Genomic DNA, 20,551 nt, shown 5'->3' with positions numbered 1-20,551 from the left:
CCCTAGAAGATCAAGGTCGGGGTGGTGTTGCTGGCACGCTTGAAGCGATAGCCCAGGGCACTGATGCCCAGCACCTGGCGGCTGATCGTGTCGCCCAGGCCAAGGCCGTTGCCCGCTACCGTCGCATGCGCGTTGTCGATCGGCAGGAGGATGAACTCGGTCAGTTCCTCCTGTTCGATTCGTCCGCGAATCAACAGGAAACCATCTTCGACCCGAATGCTCACGCCGCTCAGGGCCGCCTCGGGCTCGTCGGAGTTGATCACCTGGTAGTCGCCCACGGTGTTCAGCCAGCCCTTGGGCAACGGCACCGGGTCGACCCGCTCGCCGAGCGGGATCAGCTGCCCGTGGCTGCGCGCCAGCAGGATCTGCCGGCCCTGTACCGTCGTCAGGTCCAGTTGCAGCCGGCCCAGTTCGCCGAGGTCCACTGGCCAGAGCCCCAGGCGTTTTTTCTCGGCACGCAGCCAACCCTGTTCATCGCGCAGCAGTTCGAAGCGTTCCCCTCCGAGGTCGGCGTAGAGCCGCTGGTTTTCATCCCGGATGCGCAACACGCCGGAGTAGGTGGCGTAGAACCCGGCCAGGCGCTGCCGGTCGACGGCGCTGGGCACCGTGCGGTGGCTGCCGAGAACGGCCTGGTCTTCTTCACATTCTTCGGTACAGGCGGCGTCCCCGGCGCTGGCCTGGAGCATCATGCGCAACGAGCGGGTGGTCAGCGAGGCGACCAGGTCGGCGCTGGTGTCGGAGTTGGCCATGATGATCACCGCCAGTTTCTGGTCCGGCAGCAGGCTGATCTGCGAAACGAAGTCGCCACTGAAACCGCTGTGCTGGAAGGTCCGTATACCCGGGCTGACCGTCTCGTCGCCGCAGGGCGAGAGGAACCAGCCCAGGCCCATCGGACAGTCGAAGTCCAGGGCGTTGCCGACGTTCTGCTGGCGGAACATCTCCCGGATCGACTGCGTGGCCATGATGCGCTTGTCCTTGTAGATGCCGTCGGCGAACAGCATCTGCACGTAGTGGCTGAGGTCCCGCGGGCTGGTCCACAGGCCGCCGGCGGAAAGGTCGCGAATGGCGCTGTCCGGCTGGGGCGAACCGTTGCGATAGCCTTGGGCCCGGAAGGGCAGCATGTCGCCGTCGCCGATGAAGCTGGACTGGCTCATGCCCAGCGGCTGCAACAGGGTCTTCTGCAACTGGTTCTCGAAGGTCTGGCCGCTGCTGCGTTCGATGGCGGCACCGACCAGGGCATAGCCCAGGTTGGAGTAGGCCACCTGCCGGCCGGGCGGGTTGCTCAGCCACAGGCCGGAGACCCGTTGCGGCAGCTGGTCGAGGGCCGAGGGCGTGCGCAGGTCGCGCAGGTACTCGCCGGGCAGGCCGGATTGATGGCTGAGCAGGCGGCGCAGGGTCACGGCCTGGTCGGCATCTTCCTGGCGCTCGTGAAAGCGCGAACGGACGTGGAATTCCTTGAGCGTGTCCTGTACTGGAGCATCGAGCTTGAGCTTCTGTTGCTCGACCAGTTGCAGTGCAGCGCTGGCGGTCAGCAGCTTGGATAGGGCGCCAGCGCGAAACGCCGTGTGGTTGGTGACCCGCACGCCGCCTTCCTTGTCGGCGTAACCGAAGCCCCGAGCCCAGATCACTTCCTGTCCGGACACCAGGGCAATCGACAGCCCCGGCACCTTCTGCTCGGCCATTTCCTCGGGGATCCGCTCCTGGAGATAGCGGATGATCCCGCTGTAGTCGCCTTTTCCCAGGGTCGGCGGTGCCGCCGGAGGCTGGCCGTTGCACCCCGTGCTGCCCAGCAGGAAGCCGATCAGGAGGAGCGTGCAGAACGAGCGGAACATGGAGCACCAGGGACAGGGAGAAGGGGTCACCTATCCTAGGCAGCAAGGCCTTGTGGGTCTGTGAGTGGTTTGTCGAAAAAGTGTCAAAGAGTGTTAAGGCGCGACGTTTTTGTCCGGTTGATGGTGGGTGTCGAAGTTTTGATCTAGGGCATTCCCTGAGTCCTCTGCCAGCGATACCCTGACAAATTATTCGACGTGGTTCTCATTAATCCCTCGATGATCCGTGTTTTATGTCAATTTCATGGCATCATGCCACTAATGTTTTCCCTGATCCCTAATAAGAAGAGCGCCGGTCTGTGCCAGTGATTCCCTTACTTGTGTGTGATGACTCCAGCATGGCGCGCAAGCAGGTCCTGCGCGCGCTGCCGGCGAACTGGCCGGTCTCGATCACCGAGGCCAGTGACGGACGCCAGGGGCTCGAGGCGATACGCAAGGGGTTGGGCCAGGTGGTGCTGCTCGACCTGACCATGCCGGAGATGGATGGCTACCAGGTCTTGACGGCCATGCGTGCCGAGGGGCTTGAGGCCCAGGTCATCGTGATTTCCGGTGACGTCCAGGAAGAGGCGGTGCGCCGGGTCCGCGCGCTGGGGGCCCTGGCGTTCCTGCAAAAGCCTTTCGAACAGGAGGCGCTGCGTCGCACCCTGGCTGAACTGGGGTTGCTCGACGCGCCGGATGAGGCGCCACTGCGCCCGGCCTCGGATGCGCCCATCAGCTTTCGCGATGCCTTTCGCGAGACGGTCAACGTCGCCATCGGCCGGGCGGCCGCGCTGATTGCCAAGGTGCTCGGGGTGTTCGTGCAACTGCCGGTGCCTAACGTGAACATCCTCGAAGTCGGTGAGCTGCACATGGCGCTGGCCGATGCCGGCAGTTGCCAACGGCTCACCGCCATCTGCCAGGGGTTTGTCGGCAGTGGTATCGCCGGTGAGGCGCTGCTGATGTTCCATGACTCGGAAATCGCCGACATGGCCCAGCTGATGCGGCGCCAGGGCCCCGAGTACTCGGACCTGGAGATGCTGCTGGACCTGTCGAGCGTGCTGATCGGCGCCTGCCTGAGCAGCATTGCCGAGCAGATCGACGTGGTGTTCTCCCAGGGCCACCCGCAGATTCTCGGGCAACACGCGGCCATCGAGGACCTGATCCGGATCAACAGCCAGCGCTGGAAAAAGACCCTGGCGGTGGAGATCAGCTACAGCCTGGAAGGGCACGATATCCATTTCGACCTGCTGTTGCTGTTCACCGAGGACTCGATCGAGCGCCTGACCCATAAACTCGCCTACCTGATGAGCTGAGCCATGAGCGATCACATCGATCTGAACGAGTTTCACTGGCTGCTGGCGATCGTGCAGAGCATTGACGTCGGCGTGGTGGTGCTCGATCGCGACTACTGTGTGCAGGTGTGGAACACCTTCATGGAGAACCGCTCCGGGGTGCAGCCAGGGGAGGCGCACAACCGTTCGTTCTTCGAGCTGTTTCCCGAGGTCGACCGCGAGTGGTTCAGCCGCAAGGTCGAGAGCGTCGCCACCCTCGGCACGCCGGCGTTCACCATCTGGGAGCAGCGGCCCTACCTGGTGCGGTTCAAGAACTACCAGCCGGTCACCGGCCAGGAAGACTTCATGTACCAGAACACCACCTTCCTGGCGCTGCGTTCCACCGACAGCGAGATCCGCCACATCTGCCTGGTGATCTACGACGTGACCGACGTGGCCACCAACCGCAACCAGTTGCAGGCGGTCAACGCGCAATTGAAGAAACTCTCCAGCACCGACCGGCTGACCGGGTTGTACAACCGCGGCCACTGGGAGGAGAGCCTGAAGGTGGCCTATGCGCGCAACCAGCGTCATGCCAACCCGACCAGCCTGGTGATGTTCGATATCGATCACTTCAAGAAGGTCAACGACACCTACGGCCACCAGGCGGGCGACAAGGTCATCGAGCGGGTGGCCCAGGTGCTGCGCGAGCATGTGCGCGACAGTGACGTGGCCGGGCGCTATGGCGGTGAAGAGTTCGGCGTGGTGCTGTCGGACACCGACAAGGCCAGCGCGCGGTTCTTCGCCGAGCGACTGCGCAAGGCGGTCGAGGCACAGGAAGTGGTGCACGAAGGGGTGAGCATCCGCTTCACCATCAGCCTGGGCGTGGCCGACCTCAGTCGCCCCTCGGTCACCCACGCCGATCTGATCGCCTGGGCGGACCAGGCGCTGTATCAGTCGAAGAAGGCCGGGCGTAACTGTGTGACGGTGTACGAGTAGGCGCGGCCAGGCGACCGATGTTCTCGCACCCTTCAGGTTCGAAGCGCACGTTATCGATCACTTCCAGGCGTTTTAGGCCTGATCGAGCTCGTCGCGCACCTGCATGAGCGCGAAGCCCAGCAGGTTCAGCCCTTGCCAGGTGTTGGGGTCGTTCACCTGCGGGGCGTCCTGGGCGAGGCCGATGCCCCAGATGTTGTCGACCGGGCTGGCCTCGACGAGGATGCGCGAGCCGGTGCCGCGGAGAAAGTCGCCCAGCTCCGGGTTCTGCGAGAACTTGGCCTGGTTGGCTTTCACGACGATCTCGTAGCGGTGCTGTAGCCATTGCTGGTTGTCGAAGCCCCGTACCTGACGGCCAAGGGCCTTGGCGGCGCCGGGTGTCGGGGCGTGCAGTACCTGGGTACGAATGTCCTGGTCGTCGAACAGGGCCGCTTTCTCGGCCATCATGAAATGCTCGGCAGTCAGGTAGCGTTGCCCGTCGACGACGAACTCGGCGTTGTACCACTGGCTGAAGCAACTGGCGGTGATGGTGTCCTTGTTGCGCTGGTGGCCCCAGAAGAACACGTATTTCAGGGCTTCGCCGGCGTTGAAGCGCGAGCGCAGGTTGTCCAGGTGGATGGAGTCGGACACGTGTGCCTCCTTGGCGGCGGAATAGGGGCGCAAAGCTTACCACGATGGTCTGAGGGGGATCGGAGAGGCAAGGGGTGGCTCAATCCGGGTGTGGTTTTGCTATGGTTGGCGTTTTGTCTGCGAGCCCGAGATTCCCATGCCAGCCATCCGCCCCGCACGTCCTGACGATATTCCCGCCCTGGCGGCAGTCGAGCGTTCTGCAGCGTCCATCTTCCGCGAAGTCGGGTTGGCCTGGGTGGCCGAGGGCGAGCCGCTGCCGGCGGACTATCTGGAACAGCTTTGTCGTCACCACACGCTGTGGGTGGCCACCAATGCCAACGACCAGCCGGTGGGTTTCCTCGCGGCAGAAACAATGGATCGTTCGTTCTTCATCGTCGAGTTGTCGGTGCACGCCGGGCACCAGAAGCTGGGGCTGGGGGCCGGCCTGATGGCGGCGGCCATTGCCCATGCGCGGGCCGAACTGTTCGCGACGGCGAGCCTGACCACCTACCGGCATTTGCCCTGGAACGCGCCGTTCTATACCCGGCTGGGGTTTGTCGAGGTCGAGGCGGCGAGCTTGGGAGAAGAGCATGTGGCGCAGTTGCAGCATGAGGTGGACGCGGGGCATGAGGCAGGGTTGCGGTGTGCGATGGTGTTGCGGTTGAAGGGGTAGGGGGCGAGGAGGCAAGCCAGCATCGAGCGTTGACCGCTGGAGAACGGAGTGATCTGAAGGCAGTGGTTACTGTTGGGTGATGAATGAAGTCGGGACGTGGTCCGTCAACCAGACACCGTTGTCGGCCTGGAAGAACTTGAAACCCTGCTGATGCATGGTCAACGCATCGATTTCCAGTACCACCGGCTTTCCATATCGCTGTCCGACCGCAACGGCGGTGTTCACTTCCTGCGAGAGGTGCACATGGTGGCGGGAGCCCGGGATCAATCCCTTCTGCTGGATCGATTCCAGGAAGCGGGTGGCCGTGCCGTGATACAGAACCTCGGGAGGCTGTTTCTCGATGTGCTGGATGCTGACCGTTTCGGTGGAGTGGCCCTGCACGGCTCGAATACGGCGTGCGTCGTCGGAAAGGGCAAAGCGCTTCTTGTCGTTGCTGCTGACAACCGCCTGGATCAGCTCGCGGTCCAGGGTGCGGCCTGAATGGGCTGCGCCGGCGATCAGGGCGTCGATGTCTGCCCAGCCTTCGGTGTCCAGTTGGAGGCCGATGGACTGCGGTTCGTGTCGTAGAACGTAGCTGAGGAACTTGCTGGTTTCGGTGAGTTTTTTAGTGTTCATTTTTTCCTTTTTTGTTTTTTCCGGAGTGAAGCATGTTTGTTCTTTTTAAAAATTATCATATCGAGTCAGGCGAGCACAAAGCATCGGGAACTGACTGGGATCGGCTAGCCAAGCAGGCTGATCAGGACATCGATACCCGTGACATGCCGGAGCTGGGCGAAGACTTCTTTCGTCGCGCCGAACTGCGTGAGCCAGTCAAACCCGTTGTGACTATCTGTCCGGGGGCCAATGAAGAAGATGCGTGAGTGGCAGCCTTCTTTCAGTGAAAACGGGAAGTGACGCTTCCCGTTCTGTTGAGCCCCAGGCTTGTCAGCTATCAACGCTGGCCGCTGGTTTATCCAATACCGAGTCCATCCACATCTGCGCCATTTCGATCAGGTGCACCACGCCCATGGCGACCTTGCGGTTCGAGCCGGTCTGGCTGTCCGCATTTTCATAGGCGGTGGCGGCTGCCGATTGCAGGATGGAGTAGACGATGACCAGTGCGTCTTCCTGGCTCTTGGGTTCAGGCAGACGGTTGCGCAGTGGCCCGAGGTCGTAGTGAGACAAGGCTCGATCGGCGACATGAGGGGCGACGGTTTCTGTATGGGATGAGACCGGGGGATTGGGGGTTATCTTGAACATTGATGCGCTCCTGGAGTGTGGGGCCATCACTTATCGCTACCAAACGATTGGGTGGCGGCTGTACGCAGGTTGGTAGACCGGAACTCCAGGAACCCGGCGCGTCCGAGGACGCCCTACGCACAGCCGCCATGACGCATGCAGGCGGACACACGACGGCGTCCAGTTGCATGGAGATGAGCGCTTTATGCGCCTGGAGATAACGCGGGCTACCAAACCCGATCACTGATGAGCAGTGATGAGTCGAAGCCTAGCCACGGGATCAGGCGCAAACAAGCGCTGGGGATTTTCTAGGAAATTTCACTCAGGGGAAAGGGAGTTGTCCCGCTTTGGCTCGTCTGGGCGTGTCTGCTTTCTGTTTCAAACCGTGATTCTCGGCAGTTGCCAACCCCAAGTCACCGAGGCCAGGCGCAAAGCGATGCAGGCTGCCGCTGCCAGCAGCGCTGCTGTGACCGGTGGTACGCCCAGGCGGCGGGCGATGATCAGCACGGCGGCGCCGCTGAAGGCGGAGCTGGCATACAGGTCCGCCTGCAGCACCATTGGAATCCGCGCCAGCACGATGTCGCGAATGACCCCGCCACCCACCCCCGTGATGGTCCCCATCAACATCGACACGAAGGGCGAGATGCCGAAGTTCAGCGCCTTCTGCGCGCCGGCGATGGCGAACAGGGCCAGGCCTGCCGTGTCCAGCAGGGTCAGCAATGACTCCGAGAGGTTGAGCACTTGGGTGTGGAAGACAAAGGCCAGCAGCCCCATGGCAAAGGCCAGCACCGGGTAGCGCCAGTCGCGGATCGCGTTGGGGGGCGTGGCGCCGATCAGCAGGTCACGGGTGACGCCACCGCCCAGGGCGACGATGAAGGCAATCACCATCACGCCCAATAGATCCAGCCCCGCGCGCATGGCGCTGACGGCACCTTCGATGGCAAATACAGCGGTGCCGGCCAGGTCTGCTAGCAGCACCACGTGTTCGACTCGGGTTTTCATGAGGCGCAGTTCCATTCATGGCCTGGAGCAGTGATATGAGAACGCTGTACGTAAGCATAGAGCGGCCGGCCAAGTCGAAGGTCGATTTTGGCTGATATTCATTCTTTGATCGGTGTGGGGCGAGGTGTGATTGACGCCAAAATAGTGGAAATTTAGTATCGCTGCATCACTTGGATATCATTATAGTTGAAATGCCTCAGTTGTTTTTTTTGTGGGGAGCGCAGGAGATCTGCATTTTATTTGTGTCGTTGAGGTTTTTGATAATTTGAGGAAAGGTGGCTGAGAGAAGGTGGCGAATTTATTTCTATTTATGCTGTAAATAAATCCGTCACCTTTTGCTGTCACCTTTTGCTGGATGCGAGTTAGGTTTATGGGGCTCTTAATTAAGGTCTGCGGGGGTTATCTGTTTGATGAGCCAAATGCCAAGATCAGATATTGAGTAAGTCACAGGTGCTTTCGTGGGGGAGAGCTCAATATCTGTCTCAAGTGAGTTATTGCTGATGAACGAATCGTTGAGAAGTCCTTTGGCAATAAGGTCTGACACGCAAGAGTCAATCAACATGGGGTCTAGATCGCTCGGTAGTACGTCTTCAATTGCACATGTGGCGAGCGAGAGTTTTCCACCCACAGAAAAAATACCTCTGCCAGTCTCTGCATTGTGAAGCTTGTGTGCTTCTGAAAGCACGAGGAAATGGATGTCTTCCAGATCGCGTACGAGGCGTAGGGTTTGAGATGTTGCATCCCAGTTACTTGTCTTTTGGTTCCAGAGATTGGCCAGAATAGATGCGAAAACTCGGACTTTCTCTTTGCTTAGTGACTCATTAATGGCGTTAATAGATATCCGAAGTGCAGGGATGAGATCTGGCGAGTCCGAGGGGGTGGAGGTTAGCGAGTATTTTTTAAGCTCGGAAATGAGTAGTCGGATTTGCCGTAGCTCGAAGTCAATTGCCTTTTTAGATAGGAAGCGGTCAACAAACCCAAGGCCGCTTGAATTTAGGACCAAGCACAGTGGAGCCCATAGCGGATGATCATTCTCATAAATGTAGCCAATTTTTTCACTTAGCGTTGCATTATCCAGCTTGGATATATCCACCCTTTTCTCCTTGGTTGAAACGTCAAAACCGATTGCATGTACCCTAAATAGATACTGCTTGGATTATACCGAATCATGAAATAAGCCGCTGCTTCAAAATTTGATGAGGGCGGTGTCGCCAGAGCTCAAAGCCGGTGAGTATCCAGTTGGGCCCTTAGGCTAGCGCTTCGTCCGTAGTGCAAGGCGATGTGTTGAATCGTCCAGATTCGGGGATCCGTCTTGATACTTTGTGCGACGAAAAGGTGACGACTGAAAAGTAAATACGTCACCTTTATCGGGGATGAGGCCAGGGCATACATGGTGACTCTTTTCTGGAAAAGAGTTTTCCCATATGAGCTTGCTCCGTAGCCATGGGACCAGGTGATCTTCATCGCATTCATCCCAGCCCCCTGCACGCCCATCTTGCGCTCCAGCCGTCGCGTTGACCGAGAGCGTGCTGAGAACCTACACCGTCAATATCTCCCGAATACGATTCTCCAGACTATCCAGTACAAACGGCTTGGTCATGACCTGCATGCCGCAGGGCAGTTCGCCATCGCTGATTGCCGAGTTCTCGGCATAGCCGGTGATGAACAGAACCTTGAGCTGGGGACGTAGGTCCATGCCGGCCTCGGCCATTTGCCGGCCATTCATTCCACCGGGCAGGCCCACATCCGTCAGCAGCAGGTCGATGTGTGCACCGGACCTCAGCAACCTCAGCCCTTCCAGACTGTCGGCGGCCTGGATGACGGTGTAGCCCAGCTCCCCCAGGTAATCGGCGAGCAGCATGCGCACCGTTGACTCATCGTCCACCAGCAGGATGGTTTCACAGTGCTGCGCCGTGGATTGGGTCGACAGGTCAGGCATGGCTTCGGCATTGAGCGGGATGCCCTGGTAGCGCGGAAGGTAGATCGAGACGCAGGTGCCTTCACCCAGCGCCGACCGGATGTGAATTTGCCCACCCGATTGCTGGACGAAGCCATAGATCATGGACAGGCCCAGGCCCGTTCCCTGGCCGAGCGGCTTGGTGGTGAAGAACGGCTCGAATACCCGGCCCATCACTTCCGGGGACATCCCGGTACCGGTGTCGGTGACGGACAGGCACAAATAAGGCCCTTCCGGGACGTTGTGGGCGCGGGCCGCGGTGCGGTCCAGCCACTGGTTGCTCGTTTCCAGGGTGATGCGTCCACCATCGGGCATGGCGTCCCGGGAGTTGATGCACAGGTTGAGCAGGGTGTTTTCCAGCTGGCTGGCGTCGACGTGGATCGGCCAGGCCTCTTCGGCGGCCCTGGTTTCGAGAATGACAGTCGGCCCCGCCGTGCGCTGGATGAGTTCGGCCATGCCGTACATCAGCGCGTTGACGTTGGTGGCGCGTGGCTCGAGGGTCTGCCGGCGGGAGAAGGCCAGCAGGCGATGGGTCAGGGACGCTGCCCGGCTTGCCGCACCTTGCGCCGCGGCCATGTACTTGCCCACTTCCGTCACGCGGCCTTGCTCGATGCGCCGGTTCATCAGTTCCAGGGCGCTGGAAATACCCGCCAGCAGGTTGTTGAAATCGTGGGCAAGGCCACCGGTCAGTTGCCCGACCGCTTCCATCTTCTGTGACTGGCGCAGTTGCTCTTCCGACTGCATCAGCAGGGCGGTGCGTTCAGCGATGCGTTGTTCGAGGGTCTCGTTGAGGTTGAGCAGCTCGGCCTGAACCCTGGCCTGCTGTTCTTCGGCTTCACGCAACAGATTGACGGTGCGCGCCAGCTCCTGTTCGCGGGCGCGCAACGCATCTTCCGCGATCGTGCGCTCCAGCAGGTCGGCGGCCTGTCGCGCAAGAATGTCCAGCAGCCGCAGGTCACGGGCAGAGGGTTGGTGAGGGTGCGTCCAGTGAGTGGAGATCATGCCCAGCAACTGGCCCGTGCGAGACCGCAGGGGCGTGGTCTGCGCCGAACGGATGCCGGCTCGCCGAAAGGCCATCAGGTCCTCGGTGCCCGAAATGTCGGTCCACTGTTCGAAGTCGGGAATGATGGCCCGCTCGCCGAGCTTGAGCGCCATGGTGCAACTGCTGTAGGCCGCGGGGCTTACCCATTGCCAGAAGCCGACCGCGTCTGCCGGCAAACCGTGCGAGCAGAGCAGTTGCAGTTCGCCGCCGTGTCCCGAGACATGCCCCTCGGGGCAGAGCTGCTGCATGGTCCCGAACTGCGAGCCGGTGATGGCGACCGCCGCATCGACTATTTTCCGGTGGAGGGCATTGAGGTCCTGTTCACCGATGAGCGCAAGGCTGATGCCATGCAGAAAGTCGATGTCGCAGCGGGATTGCTCGACTGTGGAGGCGTTACTTGCCGGAGCAACGGATGGGACGAGATGGAGAACGGACATGGCTGCTCCTATGGAGCCGGGCTTGAGCGGTGCGCAGGGTATCAGCAAACGTGCCAAGGCACGATGAGAGAGGGCTCTGCGGTCAGTAAACTTGATGATTGCTACACGTTACGCTGAAAAGAAGGGCGCGTGATGAGTTGAACTACAGCCCTGTGCTTGTGGGACTGTAGGCCATGTGCAAAAGTTTCCTCCCGGCTTTGCGCAGAGACAGCCGCCGGCCACGCTGCTGGAGCGCGGCTCGGCGAGCAAATGCCAGAGCACTTAGGAGAGCGCAATGCCGAGGCGGCCGGTCAGTTCGGACATCCGTGGGTCGTTCCTGATGCCTTCGAGGAATTCCTGATGAAGCCTTTCGTTCGTTGAGCGGGAGTTGAAGGCAGCGTAGGTCGATTCGTCGTCGATCAGGCCGTTTCGCTCGTACAGGGCATTCGTGTGAGATTGCAGCAGTGAGAAGTACTCGTCAGCTTCTGCGGACGAAAGATTTGAGAACCGTGGATCCAACTCCAGGCTGCCTGCGCGCCCCTGGGCCGCTCGCTCCGATGGAAATGTAACCTTTGTCGCGAATTCGCCCAGCCAGCTTGGTATGGCGCCCACTGGCAGAGGTGGGTCCATCAGGTCGGACATTTCAACGCCAGCCACGCTGAGGCTGACTTTGTCTGAGGTGTTTTTTGTATCGCTGGAAGGTTCTATCGAAAAACGCTCCTGGCTTTGTATTTGCTGAGCTGTGGTCTTGGGAGTAGACGGGTTGTATGTGTATGACGAGAGGGTGTTATTGACGTTCATGTGCTTGCCTTTTGGGAATTTGACTAGTTGCGCAACTACCAGGAAAACGTAGAGATGGGTCGATTCCAGGTGGTTTCCCTCCAGCCGAAGTTGAGGGGTGCGCCGTTCTTGTCCAGGGCTTGATAGTGGGAATCCACTTCCACAGCGTGACTGGCGCTCCAGTGCCCACCGGGGGCATCTGACTTGTCTGCAAGCCAGCGATCGCCGGCAACGTGATAGGTTTTTCCGGTTTCTGCGTCTGTGTACGTTTGTTTTTTGTGTGGGCTCCAGTCCCTGCCGATCGAGTAATAGGACCGGTATTCGTGCTCGTTGCCAAAGCGCTTCAACCGAATTTTGTAGGTCTTCAAACCCTGCGTGACGCTGGGGTAGGGATGCCCGGTGATCCTTGCGGTGCCTCGGATCTTGCTGAGGCTGTCATCATCGAGGGCCGTGACTTGAATGCCTTTGGCCTGAAGCGAAGACAGCAGAGGTATTTGGGCAAAGCTGATGGCCGGCAGCAACGAGGCGCCTAACAACAGGTGGCCGATTTTCATGTGTGACTCCAGATTGAACTTTGGTTTTGGTGCCCAAAAGAAGGCGATGCCGCCCTCTGTCTGCGAGGGAAGTGGTCGCCACTTAATTGGTTGAAAGAGCGTGGGTGCTGCTCTTTTGTAAGTGGATATTTGATATTGTTTGGCGGGGTTTAATAACTGGCTGAACGGATAGGTTTTTTATTATTTGGAAATAATAAAAACTGCCATGAAGTGATGCGCGAATATGTGTGGGAAGTGGCTGTAGCCGTAGTACTACAAAAAGAAGTCTCTACACGCTTGCGTGTTGAGCGGGGAGGGGCGACCCCCTCACCTTGGCATGAAGTCCTTTTGCCACTGATGCGGAATCCGCAGCGCCAGCAGCCCCAGCACGGCGGCGATCGCGGCACTGACCACCAGCGCCTGCACGCCCATGCGACGCTCCAGCAGCGCGCCAAACACTGCCCCCAGCAGCATGCCGCTCCAAGGCACCAGTTGCACCCGCCAGCCATCGCGTTTTTCGCCAAGCAGCCTGCGTCCCAGGCCACGGCCGAAGCGTGACAGGGCGCCAGTGACGTAGGTCAGGCCGATCGGCAGGCCGTTGACCTGTTCGACCGCTGCATTGAGCATGCCCATGGCAATGATCGCGGTCAGCAGTGCCGGTACGCGCGTATTGAACGGCAGTATCGCGGCGATGCACAGCAGGGTGGCGACGCACAGCAGCAAGGGCAGTGAACGCCGGCCACCGACACGTCCGGCCAGCACGCCCAGTACGTTGCCGGCGATGAACGCGGCCACCGCCGCGACCAGGCGCAGCGCCATCGACAGGTCCCCCTCGCCGATCGCTACCGCCAGGCGCGTGGTGTTGCCGCTCATGAACGAGACAAAGTCACCGGTGGCGAGGAAACCGATGGCGTCGGTCATGCCAGCCAGGAAGGACAGGCACGCCACCAGTGCCAATCCCACCCGGCCGCGCAAACGGCGCAGGTGCAGGCGGTTTCCGGAAAGAAGAGGGGCTGATGGCAGCATCCGTTGGGCTCCTGGCTGGCTGGTGGGCGGCTGCGGCAGATCGGGTCGAGGAGGCCGCAGGTCCGGGTAGCGGAATCATCGCAGATTTCATAAACAAATTTTCATGTTTTTTAATGGAATAAATTACGATTTATAAAATCGAGTTATTAACTTTCTTTTAACTGATTTATAACGGTTTGTTTAACTTTATTCATAACTTTCTTAATCCTCGGATAACACTCGATTGCGAGTCTGCACTCAACGCCTTCTACCGGGTTTGCCGGGTCGGTTTTTGTTTTCCCTATTGAGGAAGTTGCCATGAATATCTATGTGAAATGCTTGACCGTTGCCGCCGTTCTGTTCAGTGCCCAGGCGTTTGCCCTGGACAAGAAAGATGTCGCTGAAGTGATCCGCGTAGACTCCAATCCCTATGCCTGCGGGATTACCAACGCGAAGATGACCTACAAGACGCCCGATGGGCAGACCAAGGTGTACGACTACAAGACCTGGGGCAACGGCTGTGCCGGGGATTGAGATGAAGCGCGGGGTGGGAGCCCTCAATGGCTGAGCCCCCTGAAGCCTGTAACGCCCAACGCGGCGTCACCCGGTAAACACGGGGTGACGCCGCGAGGTTTTTGGGGATCAGCCCAGGCAGGCCAGTTCCGGGCCCAGCAGTTCGTCGAAGGTCTGCCGGCGGCGAATCAGGCGTGAAGCTTCGCCATCGAGCAGGTACTCCGGCACCAGGGGCCGCGAGTTGTAGTTCGAGGACATGCTTGAGCCATAGGCCCCGGCGTTGTGGAACAGGATGAGGTCGCCGATGCTGGGCTGGCTCATGGTTTCGAAGCGCAGGGCACCGTCGCCGGCGAGGGTGAAGACGTCACCGGATTCGCACAGCGGGCCGGCGATGAGGGTGTTGATCGGGGCGCGCTCCGGTGCCTGGGCCACCAGCGACACGCGATGGTAGCTGCCGTAGAGCGTTGGGCGGATCAGTTCGTTGAAGCCGGCGTCGACCAGCGTGAAGGGGTTGGCGCCCTGTTGCTTGACCGCACGGACTTCGCAGACCAGCGTGCCCGATTCGGCCACCAGGAAGCGGCCAGGCTCCAGCTCCAGGCGGATCGGGCAGCCGTAGCGGGTTTGGGCGTGGCGGCGCACCGCGTCCCACAGCGAGAAGTAGTGCTGCACATCGATCGGTTCCTCGCCTTCGCGGTAAGGCACCGACAGTCCGCCCCCGGCCGACAGCGCCTCGATCGGCTGGTCGATCTGTTCCAGCAGTTGGCTGACGGCCTCGCAGACTTGGCCCAGATGGCCGTAGTCGACGCCGGAGCCGATGTGCACGTGCACGCCGACCAGGTGCAAGTCGTATCTGTTCAGCAGTTCGAGCGCCTGCTGAAGCTGCTCGTGCCAGATGCCGTGCTTGCTGTTGGGGCCGCCGGTGTTGGTCTTGGGGCTGTGGCCGTGGCCGAAGCCCGGGTTGATGCGCAGCCACACGCGGTGCCCGGGCGACAGCTCGCCCAGTTGCTGGATCATGTCCAGTGAGCCGAGGTTGGCCTCGACACCCAGCTCGACGATGCGCGCCAGGGTCTGGCGATCAAATACGTCCGAGGTGTAGACCAGGTCCGACGGGCCGTCGACGTTGCTGCGTGGGTTGAAGCCGGCCTTGATCGCCCGCTCGATTTCGCCGAGGGACACGGCGTCGAGTTTCACGCCTTCCTCGCGCATCAGGCCGAGGATCGACAGGTTCGACAGGGCTTTCTGGGCGAAGCGCACGGTGTCGAAGGTCTTCAGCGTGCGGATGCGATCGCGGATGACGGCGGCGTCATAGATCCAGACGGGGGTGCCATGGGTTTTGGCAACGTGTGCGGCGTGCTGTTCGAGGGTCATGGGGCAAGCTCGGGCTGAAAGGCATTTTCCCTGGGGTTCACCAGGTGGGCTGAAGCCAGGTCGGTGCGGTCGAGCGCTGTCCTGACGCGCACCGGGCCTGGGTGCGCATTTTTAGCATCGGGCTGTGGGAATAAAAAATATCAGTTTGCGGGGTATCCATTCATTTCTGATATGGGTGGTTGGCCCCGCTTGTTCATGAGATCTGCTACGGGATCTCGGCCAGTTGGGCTTCGAGTGCCTGGCAGCATTCGCGCAGGGCCTCGACGAACTGGTCGACCAGCACGGAATGGGGGCGATGCAGCGGGCGCACCACGCGGATGGAATAGGGGATCGACAGGGCGAAGCGGCGAATGGTCAGCCCGAGGTTGACGTAGGAGAGTGCTGTCAGCGGGTTGATGGTGGACACGCCGACACCGTGGGCGACGGTGCTGCACACTGCGGCCGCGCTATGGGTTTCCACCTGCAGCCGGCGGTTGACGCCATGTTCCTGGAATAGTGCATCGATCTTCTTGCGGTAGGGGTCGTTGGCGGCCAGCGAAATGAACGGCTCGCCTTCGAAGTCCTCGGGCGCAAGCACCGATTTGGCCGTCAGGGGGTGGTCCGGCGGCAGGACGCAGACCATGTCCGAGGTGAACACGCAGTCGCTTTCGGTGCCGATCGGGATGTTGGCGTCTTCGATCAAGCCCAGGTCGTAGCGCTGGGAGGACAGCCATTCATTGAGCAGGGGCGGTTCCTGCGGGGTGATGCTGAGGGCGACCTCCGGAAACTGTTCCAGAAAGCGTTTGCAGACCATCGGCAGCACGGCCTGGGAGAACGCCGGCAAGGTCACCAGGGCGATCTGGCCGTTCTTGTGCTGACGGATGGCCTCGGCGGTGCGCTCGATCCGCTCCATGCCGAAATAGGCGCGCTCGACTTCCTCGAACAGCCGCAGTGCCTGCTCGGTGGGAATCAGCTTGGCATTGGCCCGCTTGAACAGCACCAGTTGGGTGATGGACTCCAGGCGGCTCAGTTCGCGGCTCACGGTGGGCTGCGAGGTGTGCAGCAGTTCGGCTGCGGCCGTGGCGCTGCCGGTGGTCATCACGGCCCAGAAGATTTCCATGTGCCTGAAGTTGAGTTTGGCCACGTTCCTTGAGTTCTCGATGTTGCGCGGGGCGCGGGTTATCTCGGGGCAGGGCAGGGCCTGTCCGTTAAGGTTGTGCCTTGAGCAGCTTGGCGAAGGTCATGGCAGGCCATGTCTTGCGGTCGGAAACCTGGCCGTCGCCGAGTTCGACGATACGCAGCACGCCGTCGGCCCTGAGCACGACATCCACTGAAAAGAACGGGCTCTGAATGAGTCGAGCACAATCCTCGACGATGCTGGGCACGGCGCCGTTCTCAGCGTGGGCCTTGCCCAGGAAGACGAAGTAACGCTGTTCCGTCTCCTCGCGATAGTCCTCGCGTTTGCGCACGCAGATACCGCCCTCGATCTGTCCACGGTACTGCTGCATCAGGTCGACGACGGCCTGGATCTGCTCCGGTGTTTCGACCAGCGATCCGCCGGCGGTATTCAGGGACTTCACGTAGTCCTTGATGAAGTAGCCGGGCCAGTCCAGGTCGCCAAGGGCGTCGACGAAGTCGGCATCCGGCTCCAGTACCCGGGTTTCGCTGGTGTGTTCGGTCAGCAGGGGATACCACTGGGGCAGATGGTGGCAGTGCCGATATTGCTCGACGCTGGTAAAGGCCTGCAGATCACGCTGCTGCCAGCAGTCGACCAGCCTGGCATAGTTTTCCGGGGTCAACATCCAGCCCCGGTAGAGCACGGTCGCGCCAGTTGGTATCGCAGGGCGGGCCTTGAAGGTGCCAGCCTCGAAATCGTCAAAGGAAAACAGGGATGCGCTCAGACCCTCGGCCAAGGCGGCGGTGTACTCGTCGCGATAGGTTTCGTCCGGCTGTTGCGGGTCGAAAGGATCACTGGGGTAGAGAAGGTGCATGGTCGGCGCTTCGCTGGGTTGACGATAGCGCGCAGGGTTGCAAAGTCCGAGGGGGTTGTCACGTCTTTGCGCCTGGATTGAAGGCCTATTCGCGGATAAATCCTGCTCCCACAGGTGGGGCCTGGCGCCGTTCCGATTGTCGGGCTTCTGATCGTTCCCACGCTCTGCGTGGGCATGCAGCCCGTGACGCTCTGCGTCACAACAACAGACGCCGAGCGTCCGGGGAGGCATTCCCACGCGGAGCGTGGGAACGATCGGAGAACCGGGAGCAGGGCGGGGATTACCAGAGCGGGATGACGTAGCTTACATAGAAGCGGTTTTCATCCTGAATGGTCTGGCCAGTGATTTCCGGGGCAGCGTGGGCGTTCTGCCATTTCACCCCGAGGCCCTTCAGTTGGCCGGTCTGTACTTCATAGGTCAGCGCCAGGTCGCGCTCCCATTCGCTGGCGTCGCTGTTGGCGGCGGTACGGACCTGATCACCGTGGGCGTAGGTGGCGGCGAACTTCAGGCCGTCGATACCCAACTGGGCGAAGTCATACTTGTACTGCGCCATCCAGGTACGCTCGCCAGCGTGCTGGAACTTGTTCAGTTGCAGGTTGGTCAGCGCCGGGGTGTCGGCACCCGAGCCCGGGCCCTGGCGGTTGTCGCCGCTGTTGAGGCCCGAGTCCAGGTACGGGAAGTCGCTGTCGCCACTGTTCTTCTGGATACCCAGGCCGACGGTGTGGCCAGCCAGGCTGTAGCTTTCCATCAGGCTGATGGTCGACTGGTTGATCCGGCCCTTGCTGATACCGTTGCCGTAGTAGCCGGCTGCCGCGTATTCGCTGTCACCGTCGCCGTTACCACCGATGCCGAGGCTGCGGTAGGCACGGAAGTCGGTGTCGAGGGCACCGACAGGCAGGGCGTCATGGCGCTTGGCGCCGAGGAAGGCCTGTTGGTAGTAGTCCTGCAGGCTCGAGTACCAGGCGCTCAGGGTGGTGCCCGGAATGCCCGCGTAGTCCGCACCGCCGTAGAGGAAGCGATCGCTCTTCTTGGTGCCGCCGGCGGTGATCATGCCGGTGTCGCCGGTTTCGTTGCGGATCTTGGTCTGGTTGATGTCGCCGACGGTGAAGGTGAAGTTGTCCAGGTCCTTGGACACCAGTTGCGCGCCGGTGTTGGTCTGGCGGTACAGGCGGCCGTCGGTGTTGGCCAGCATCGGGTTGTTCTGGTACAGGGTGCCGATGCGCAGTTCGTCCTTGAGGAAGCGCGCCTTGAAGGTCGGGCTGAGCACGCCGAACTGGTCGGCGGACTTGCCGTCATCCAGCGGGAACATGCTGCCGGGGTAGCGGCCCTGGTGGTTCTTGTCGTTGAGGTCGCCGCCCGAATCGAGCTTCAGGCCGTAGAAAGCCTGCAGGTCCAGGCCCAGGCCGATGGTGCCTTCGGTGTAGCCGGACTTGAAGTCGAACTGGAAACCCTGGCCCCAGTCACGAATGCTGTGGGCCTTGGCACTGCTGCCGCTGATGTCGCGCCCCTGCTGGTTCAGGTAGCGGTTGAGAAGGGTCACGTCGGCATGGCTGTCATCGATGAAATCCGCGTGGGCAGACATCATGACACTCGCCAGGGCGGCACCCATCATGGGACTAAACAGCTTGTTCATTGGTTCGGATCCTGGACACTAAATTGAAATAAGAGCTGAAAACTCTTGAAACAATTAAGCGGTGGCCATGTGACAGTTCCGAGTCAAAGGCGGGGGCGGGCGGATGAAATTAAATTTAGGAAATGAACTTTTGGTGGCGGGGTTTACTGGGGTTTCAGGCAGCCAGGGTGACGGCGCGGCGGGCCGTCACCCTGGTTAAATCCTCAGTTCTTTGGCGAAGGCGGCAGGAACCAGTTCAGCACCAGCGCGCAGATACCGCCGGTGGCCACGCCGGATTCGAGCACGTTGCGCAGCGCCGCCGGCATGTGCGCGAGGAACTCCGGCACCTGCGACACACCCAGGCCCAGGGCCAGCGAGACGGCGATGATCAGCAGCGCGCGGCGATCGAGGGTGATGCTCGCCAGGATGTTGATGCCCGAGGCCGCCACGGCGCCGAACATGACCATGGCCGCGCCGCCGAGTACCGGCTCCGGCACGGCCTGGATCGCGCCGGCCACCGCCGGGAACAGGCCCAGCAGGACCAGCATCAGGGCGATCCACTTGCCGATGTGGCGGCTGGCGATGCCGGTGAGCTGAATCACGCCGTTGTTCTGGGCGAAGATCGAGCTGGGGAAGGTGTTGAACACCCCGGCCAGCAGCGAGTTGGCGCCGTTGACCAGCACGCCGCCCTTGATCCGTTGCATCCACAGCGGGCCTTCGACCGGCTGGCGCGAGACCTTGCTGGTGGCGGTGACGTCACCGATGGCTTCCAGCGAGGTCACCAGGTAGATCACCAGCATCGGAATGAACAGCGACCAGGAGAAGCCCAGGCCGAAGTGCAGCGGGGTTGGCACCTGGAACAGCGGCGCTTCGTGCATGCCGGTGAAGTTCAGGCGGCCCAGGTAGCCGGCCAGGGCATAGCCGGCGGCCAGGGCGATGACGATGGCGCAACTGCGCATCCACACCAGCGGGATGCGGTTGAGCACCACGATGATCGCCAGCACCACGCCGGACAGCAGCAGGTTCTCGCCGTTGGCGAAGGTGCCGTTGCTCATCGCGCTGAAGCCGCCGCCCATGCTGATCAGGCCGACCTTGATCAGGGTCAGGCCGATCATCAGCACAACGATACCGGTCACCAGCGGGGTGATCATGCGCTTGACGAAGGGCAGGATGCGCGAGATGCCCATCTCGACGAACGAACCGGCGATGACCACGCCGAAGATCGCCGCCATCACCGCTTCCACCGGCGTGCCTTGCTTGACCATCAGCGCGCCGCCGGCGATCAGCGGGCCGACGAAGTTGAAGCTGGTGCCCTGGACGATCAACAGCCCCGCCCCGAACGGCCCGAAGCGACGGCACTGGACGAAGGTGGCGATCCCGGAGATCACCAGCGACATCGAGACGATCAGGTTGGTGTCGCGGGCCGACACGCCCAGCGCCTGGCAGATCAGCAGGCCGGGGGTGACGATCGGCACGATGATCGCCAGCAGGTGTTGCAGTGCGGCGAGCAGGCCGATCAGCAGGCGGGGCCGGTCCTCCAGGCCGAGGATCAGTTCGTTGGCCTGGGGCGCGGTGGGCGGGGTCTGGTGAGAGGTCATGGCGAGTGCCCTGGAAAAAAAGAGCGGCGATTCTACTGCAATGGCCTGGGGCGTGAAGCACTATCTGTAGGGTTTATGGTCCAAGCGCAGGCCCGGTGGTTTGGCCCGCCTCGGTGAAGACGAGCGCCGCTGGGTGTGGGAACCGGCTTGCTGGCGATAGCGGCGGGCCGTGCGCCGCTG

The 20,551-nt window shown here is 61.2% G+C and carries 19 protein-coding genes and 1 pseudogene; 5 read left to right on the top strand and 15 right to left on the bottom strand.

The window, feature by feature from the left end:
* Positions 1-2 precede the first annotated feature (2 nt).
* Positions 3-1,832, bottom strand: a complete 1,830-nt coding sequence (locus HU752_RS21360; RefSeq protein WP_186675623.1) for a serine hydrolase domain-containing protein — start codon at positions 1,830-1,832, stop codon at positions 3-5.
* A gap of 296 nt (positions 1,833-2,128) precedes the next feature.
* On the opposite strand from HU752_RS21360, the gene HU752_RS21355 reads away from it, so the two are divergent.
* Positions 2,129-3,121, top strand: a complete 993-nt coding sequence (locus tag HU752_RS21355) for a response regulator (protein WP_186675625.1) — start codon at positions 2,129-2,131, stop codon at positions 3,119-3,121.
* A gap of 3 nt (positions 3,122-3,124) precedes the next feature.
* Positions 3,125-4,078 carry a sensor domain-containing diguanylate cyclase gene (locus HU752_RS21350; RefSeq protein WP_186675633.1) on the top strand — a complete coding sequence of 318 codons (954 nt, stop codon included), beginning with the start codon at positions 3,125-3,127 and terminating at the stop codon, positions 4,076-4,078.
* A 72-nt stretch (positions 4,079-4,150) separates the two neighbouring features.
* Here the strand turns inward: HU752_RS21350 and ybiA are convergent, their stop codons facing one another.
* Positions 4,151-4,705 (bottom strand): riboflavin biosynthesis intermediates N-glycosidase, encoded by a 555-nt coding sequence (ybiA, locus tag HU752_RS21345; RefSeq protein ID WP_186675634.1) that lies wholly within the window; start codon positions 4,703-4,705, stop codon positions 4,151-4,153.
* A gap of 136 nt (positions 4,706-4,841) precedes the next feature.
* On the opposite strand from ybiA, the gene HU752_RS21340 reads away from it, so the two are divergent.
* Positions 4,842-5,357 carry a GNAT family N-acetyltransferase gene (locus HU752_RS21340; RefSeq protein WP_186675635.1) on the top strand — a complete coding sequence of 172 codons (516 nt, stop codon included), beginning with the start codon at positions 4,842-4,844 and terminating at the stop codon, positions 5,355-5,357.
* Between the two features lie 66 nt (positions 5,358-5,423).
* Here the strand turns inward: HU752_RS21340 and HU752_RS21335 are convergent, their stop codons facing one another.
* Positions 5,424-5,972 (bottom strand): RNA 2'-phosphotransferase, encoded by a 549-nt coding sequence (locus HU752_RS21335; RefSeq protein ID WP_186675637.1) that lies wholly within the window; start codon positions 5,970-5,972, stop codon positions 5,424-5,426.
* 32 nt (positions 5,973-6,004) lie between these two features.
* On the opposite strand from HU752_RS21335, the pseudogene HU752_RS21330 reads away from it, so the two are divergent.
* A pseudogene (locus HU752_RS21330) lies at positions 6,005-6,187 on the top strand (hypothetical protein); the annotation flags it as partial.
* A 94-nt stretch (positions 6,188-6,281) separates the two neighbouring features.
* Here HU752_RS21330 and HU752_RS21325 read toward each other — a convergent pair.
* The 7 genes from HU752_RS21325 to HU752_RS21295 form a co-directional block, all read right to left on the bottom strand.
* Positions 6,282-6,596: a DUF6124 family protein gene (locus tag HU752_RS21325; RefSeq protein WP_186675640.1), complete on the bottom strand. Its 315-nt coding sequence runs from the start codon at positions 6,594-6,596 to the stop codon at positions 6,282-6,284.
* A gap of 357 nt (positions 6,597-6,953) precedes the next feature.
* Positions 6,954-7,577, bottom strand: coding sequence for a trimeric intracellular cation channel family protein (locus HU752_RS21320; RefSeq protein ID WP_186675642.1), 624 nt, complete (start codon positions 7,575-7,577; stop codon positions 6,954-6,956).
* Positions 7,578-7,956: 379 nt separating this feature from the next.
* Positions 7,957-8,670 (bottom strand): hypothetical protein, encoded by a 714-nt coding sequence (locus HU752_RS21315; protein WP_186675643.1) that lies wholly within the window; start codon positions 8,668-8,670, stop codon positions 7,957-7,959.
* 444 nt (positions 8,671-9,114) lie between these two features.
* Positions 9,115-11,013, bottom strand: coding sequence for a GAF domain-containing hybrid sensor histidine kinase/response regulator (locus HU752_RS21310; RefSeq protein ID WP_186675644.1), 1,899 nt, complete (start codon positions 11,011-11,013; stop codon positions 9,115-9,117).
* A gap of 261 nt (positions 11,014-11,274) precedes the next feature.
* On the bottom strand, positions 11,275-11,793 hold the full coding sequence (locus tag HU752_RS21305; protein WP_186675645.1) for a hypothetical protein: 519 nt from the start codon (positions 11,791-11,793) through the stop codon (positions 11,275-11,277).
* A gap of 35 nt (positions 11,794-11,828) precedes the next feature.
* Entirely contained in the window at positions 11,829-12,326 is a 498-nt protein-coding gene (locus HU752_RS21300; RefSeq protein ID WP_186675646.1) for a hypothetical protein, read from the bottom strand.
* A 306-nt stretch (positions 12,327-12,632) separates the two neighbouring features.
* Complete coding sequence (locus HU752_RS21295) at positions 12,633-13,331, bottom strand: YoaK family protein (protein WP_186675647.1); 699 nt, start codon at positions 13,329-13,331, stop codon at positions 12,633-12,635.
* A gap of 297 nt (positions 13,332-13,628) precedes the next feature.
* On the opposite strand from HU752_RS21295, the gene HU752_RS21290 reads away from it, so the two are divergent.
* Positions 13,629-13,844 (top strand): DUF2790 domain-containing protein, encoded by a 216-nt coding sequence (locus tag HU752_RS21290; protein WP_186675648.1) that lies wholly within the window; start codon positions 13,629-13,631, stop codon positions 13,842-13,844.
* A gap of 108 nt (positions 13,845-13,952) precedes the next feature.
* On the opposite strand, the gene lysA is transcribed toward HU752_RS21290, so the two are convergent.
* The 5 genes from lysA to HU752_RS21265 form a co-directional block, all read right to left on the bottom strand.
* Positions 13,953-15,191, bottom strand: a complete 1,239-nt coding sequence (gene lysA / locus HU752_RS21285; RefSeq protein ID WP_186675650.1) for a diaminopimelate decarboxylase — start codon at positions 15,189-15,191, stop codon at positions 13,953-13,955.
* Between the two features lie 205 nt (positions 15,192-15,396).
* Positions 15,397-16,314 carry a LysR family transcriptional regulator gene (locus HU752_RS21280; RefSeq protein WP_186675653.1) on the bottom strand — a complete coding sequence of 306 codons (918 nt, stop codon included), beginning with the start codon at positions 16,312-16,314 and terminating at the stop codon, positions 15,397-15,399.
* A gap of 64 nt (positions 16,315-16,378) precedes the next feature.
* A complete protein-coding gene (locus tag HU752_RS21275) occupies positions 16,379-17,161 on the bottom strand; it encodes an ATP-grasp domain-containing protein (protein ID WP_186675656.1) in 783 nt (260 codons plus the stop codon).
* A 280-nt stretch (positions 17,162-17,441) separates the two neighbouring features.
* Positions 17,442-18,794: an OprD family outer membrane porin gene (locus HU752_RS21270; protein WP_225920049.1), complete on the bottom strand. Its 1,353-nt coding sequence runs from the start codon at positions 18,792-18,794 to the stop codon at positions 17,442-17,444.
* Between the two features lie 203 nt (positions 18,795-18,997).
* The gene (locus HU752_RS21265) at positions 18,998-20,371 is read right to left on the bottom strand and encodes a nucleobase:cation symporter-2 family protein (protein ID WP_186675670.1); all 1,374 of its coding nucleotides are present in this window, start codon (positions 20,369-20,371) and stop codon (positions 18,998-19,000) included.
* Positions 20,372-20,551: the final 180 nt, after the last annotated feature.

The organism is Pseudomonas vanderleydeniana (assembly GCF_014268755.2).
Classification (GTDB): Bacteria; Pseudomonadota; Gammaproteobacteria; order Pseudomonadales; family Pseudomonadaceae; genus Aquipseudomonas; species Aquipseudomonas vanderleydeniana.
Note: the sequence above shows the minus strand (reverse complement) of the source record. Positions and strands in the feature narration are given on the sequence as shown.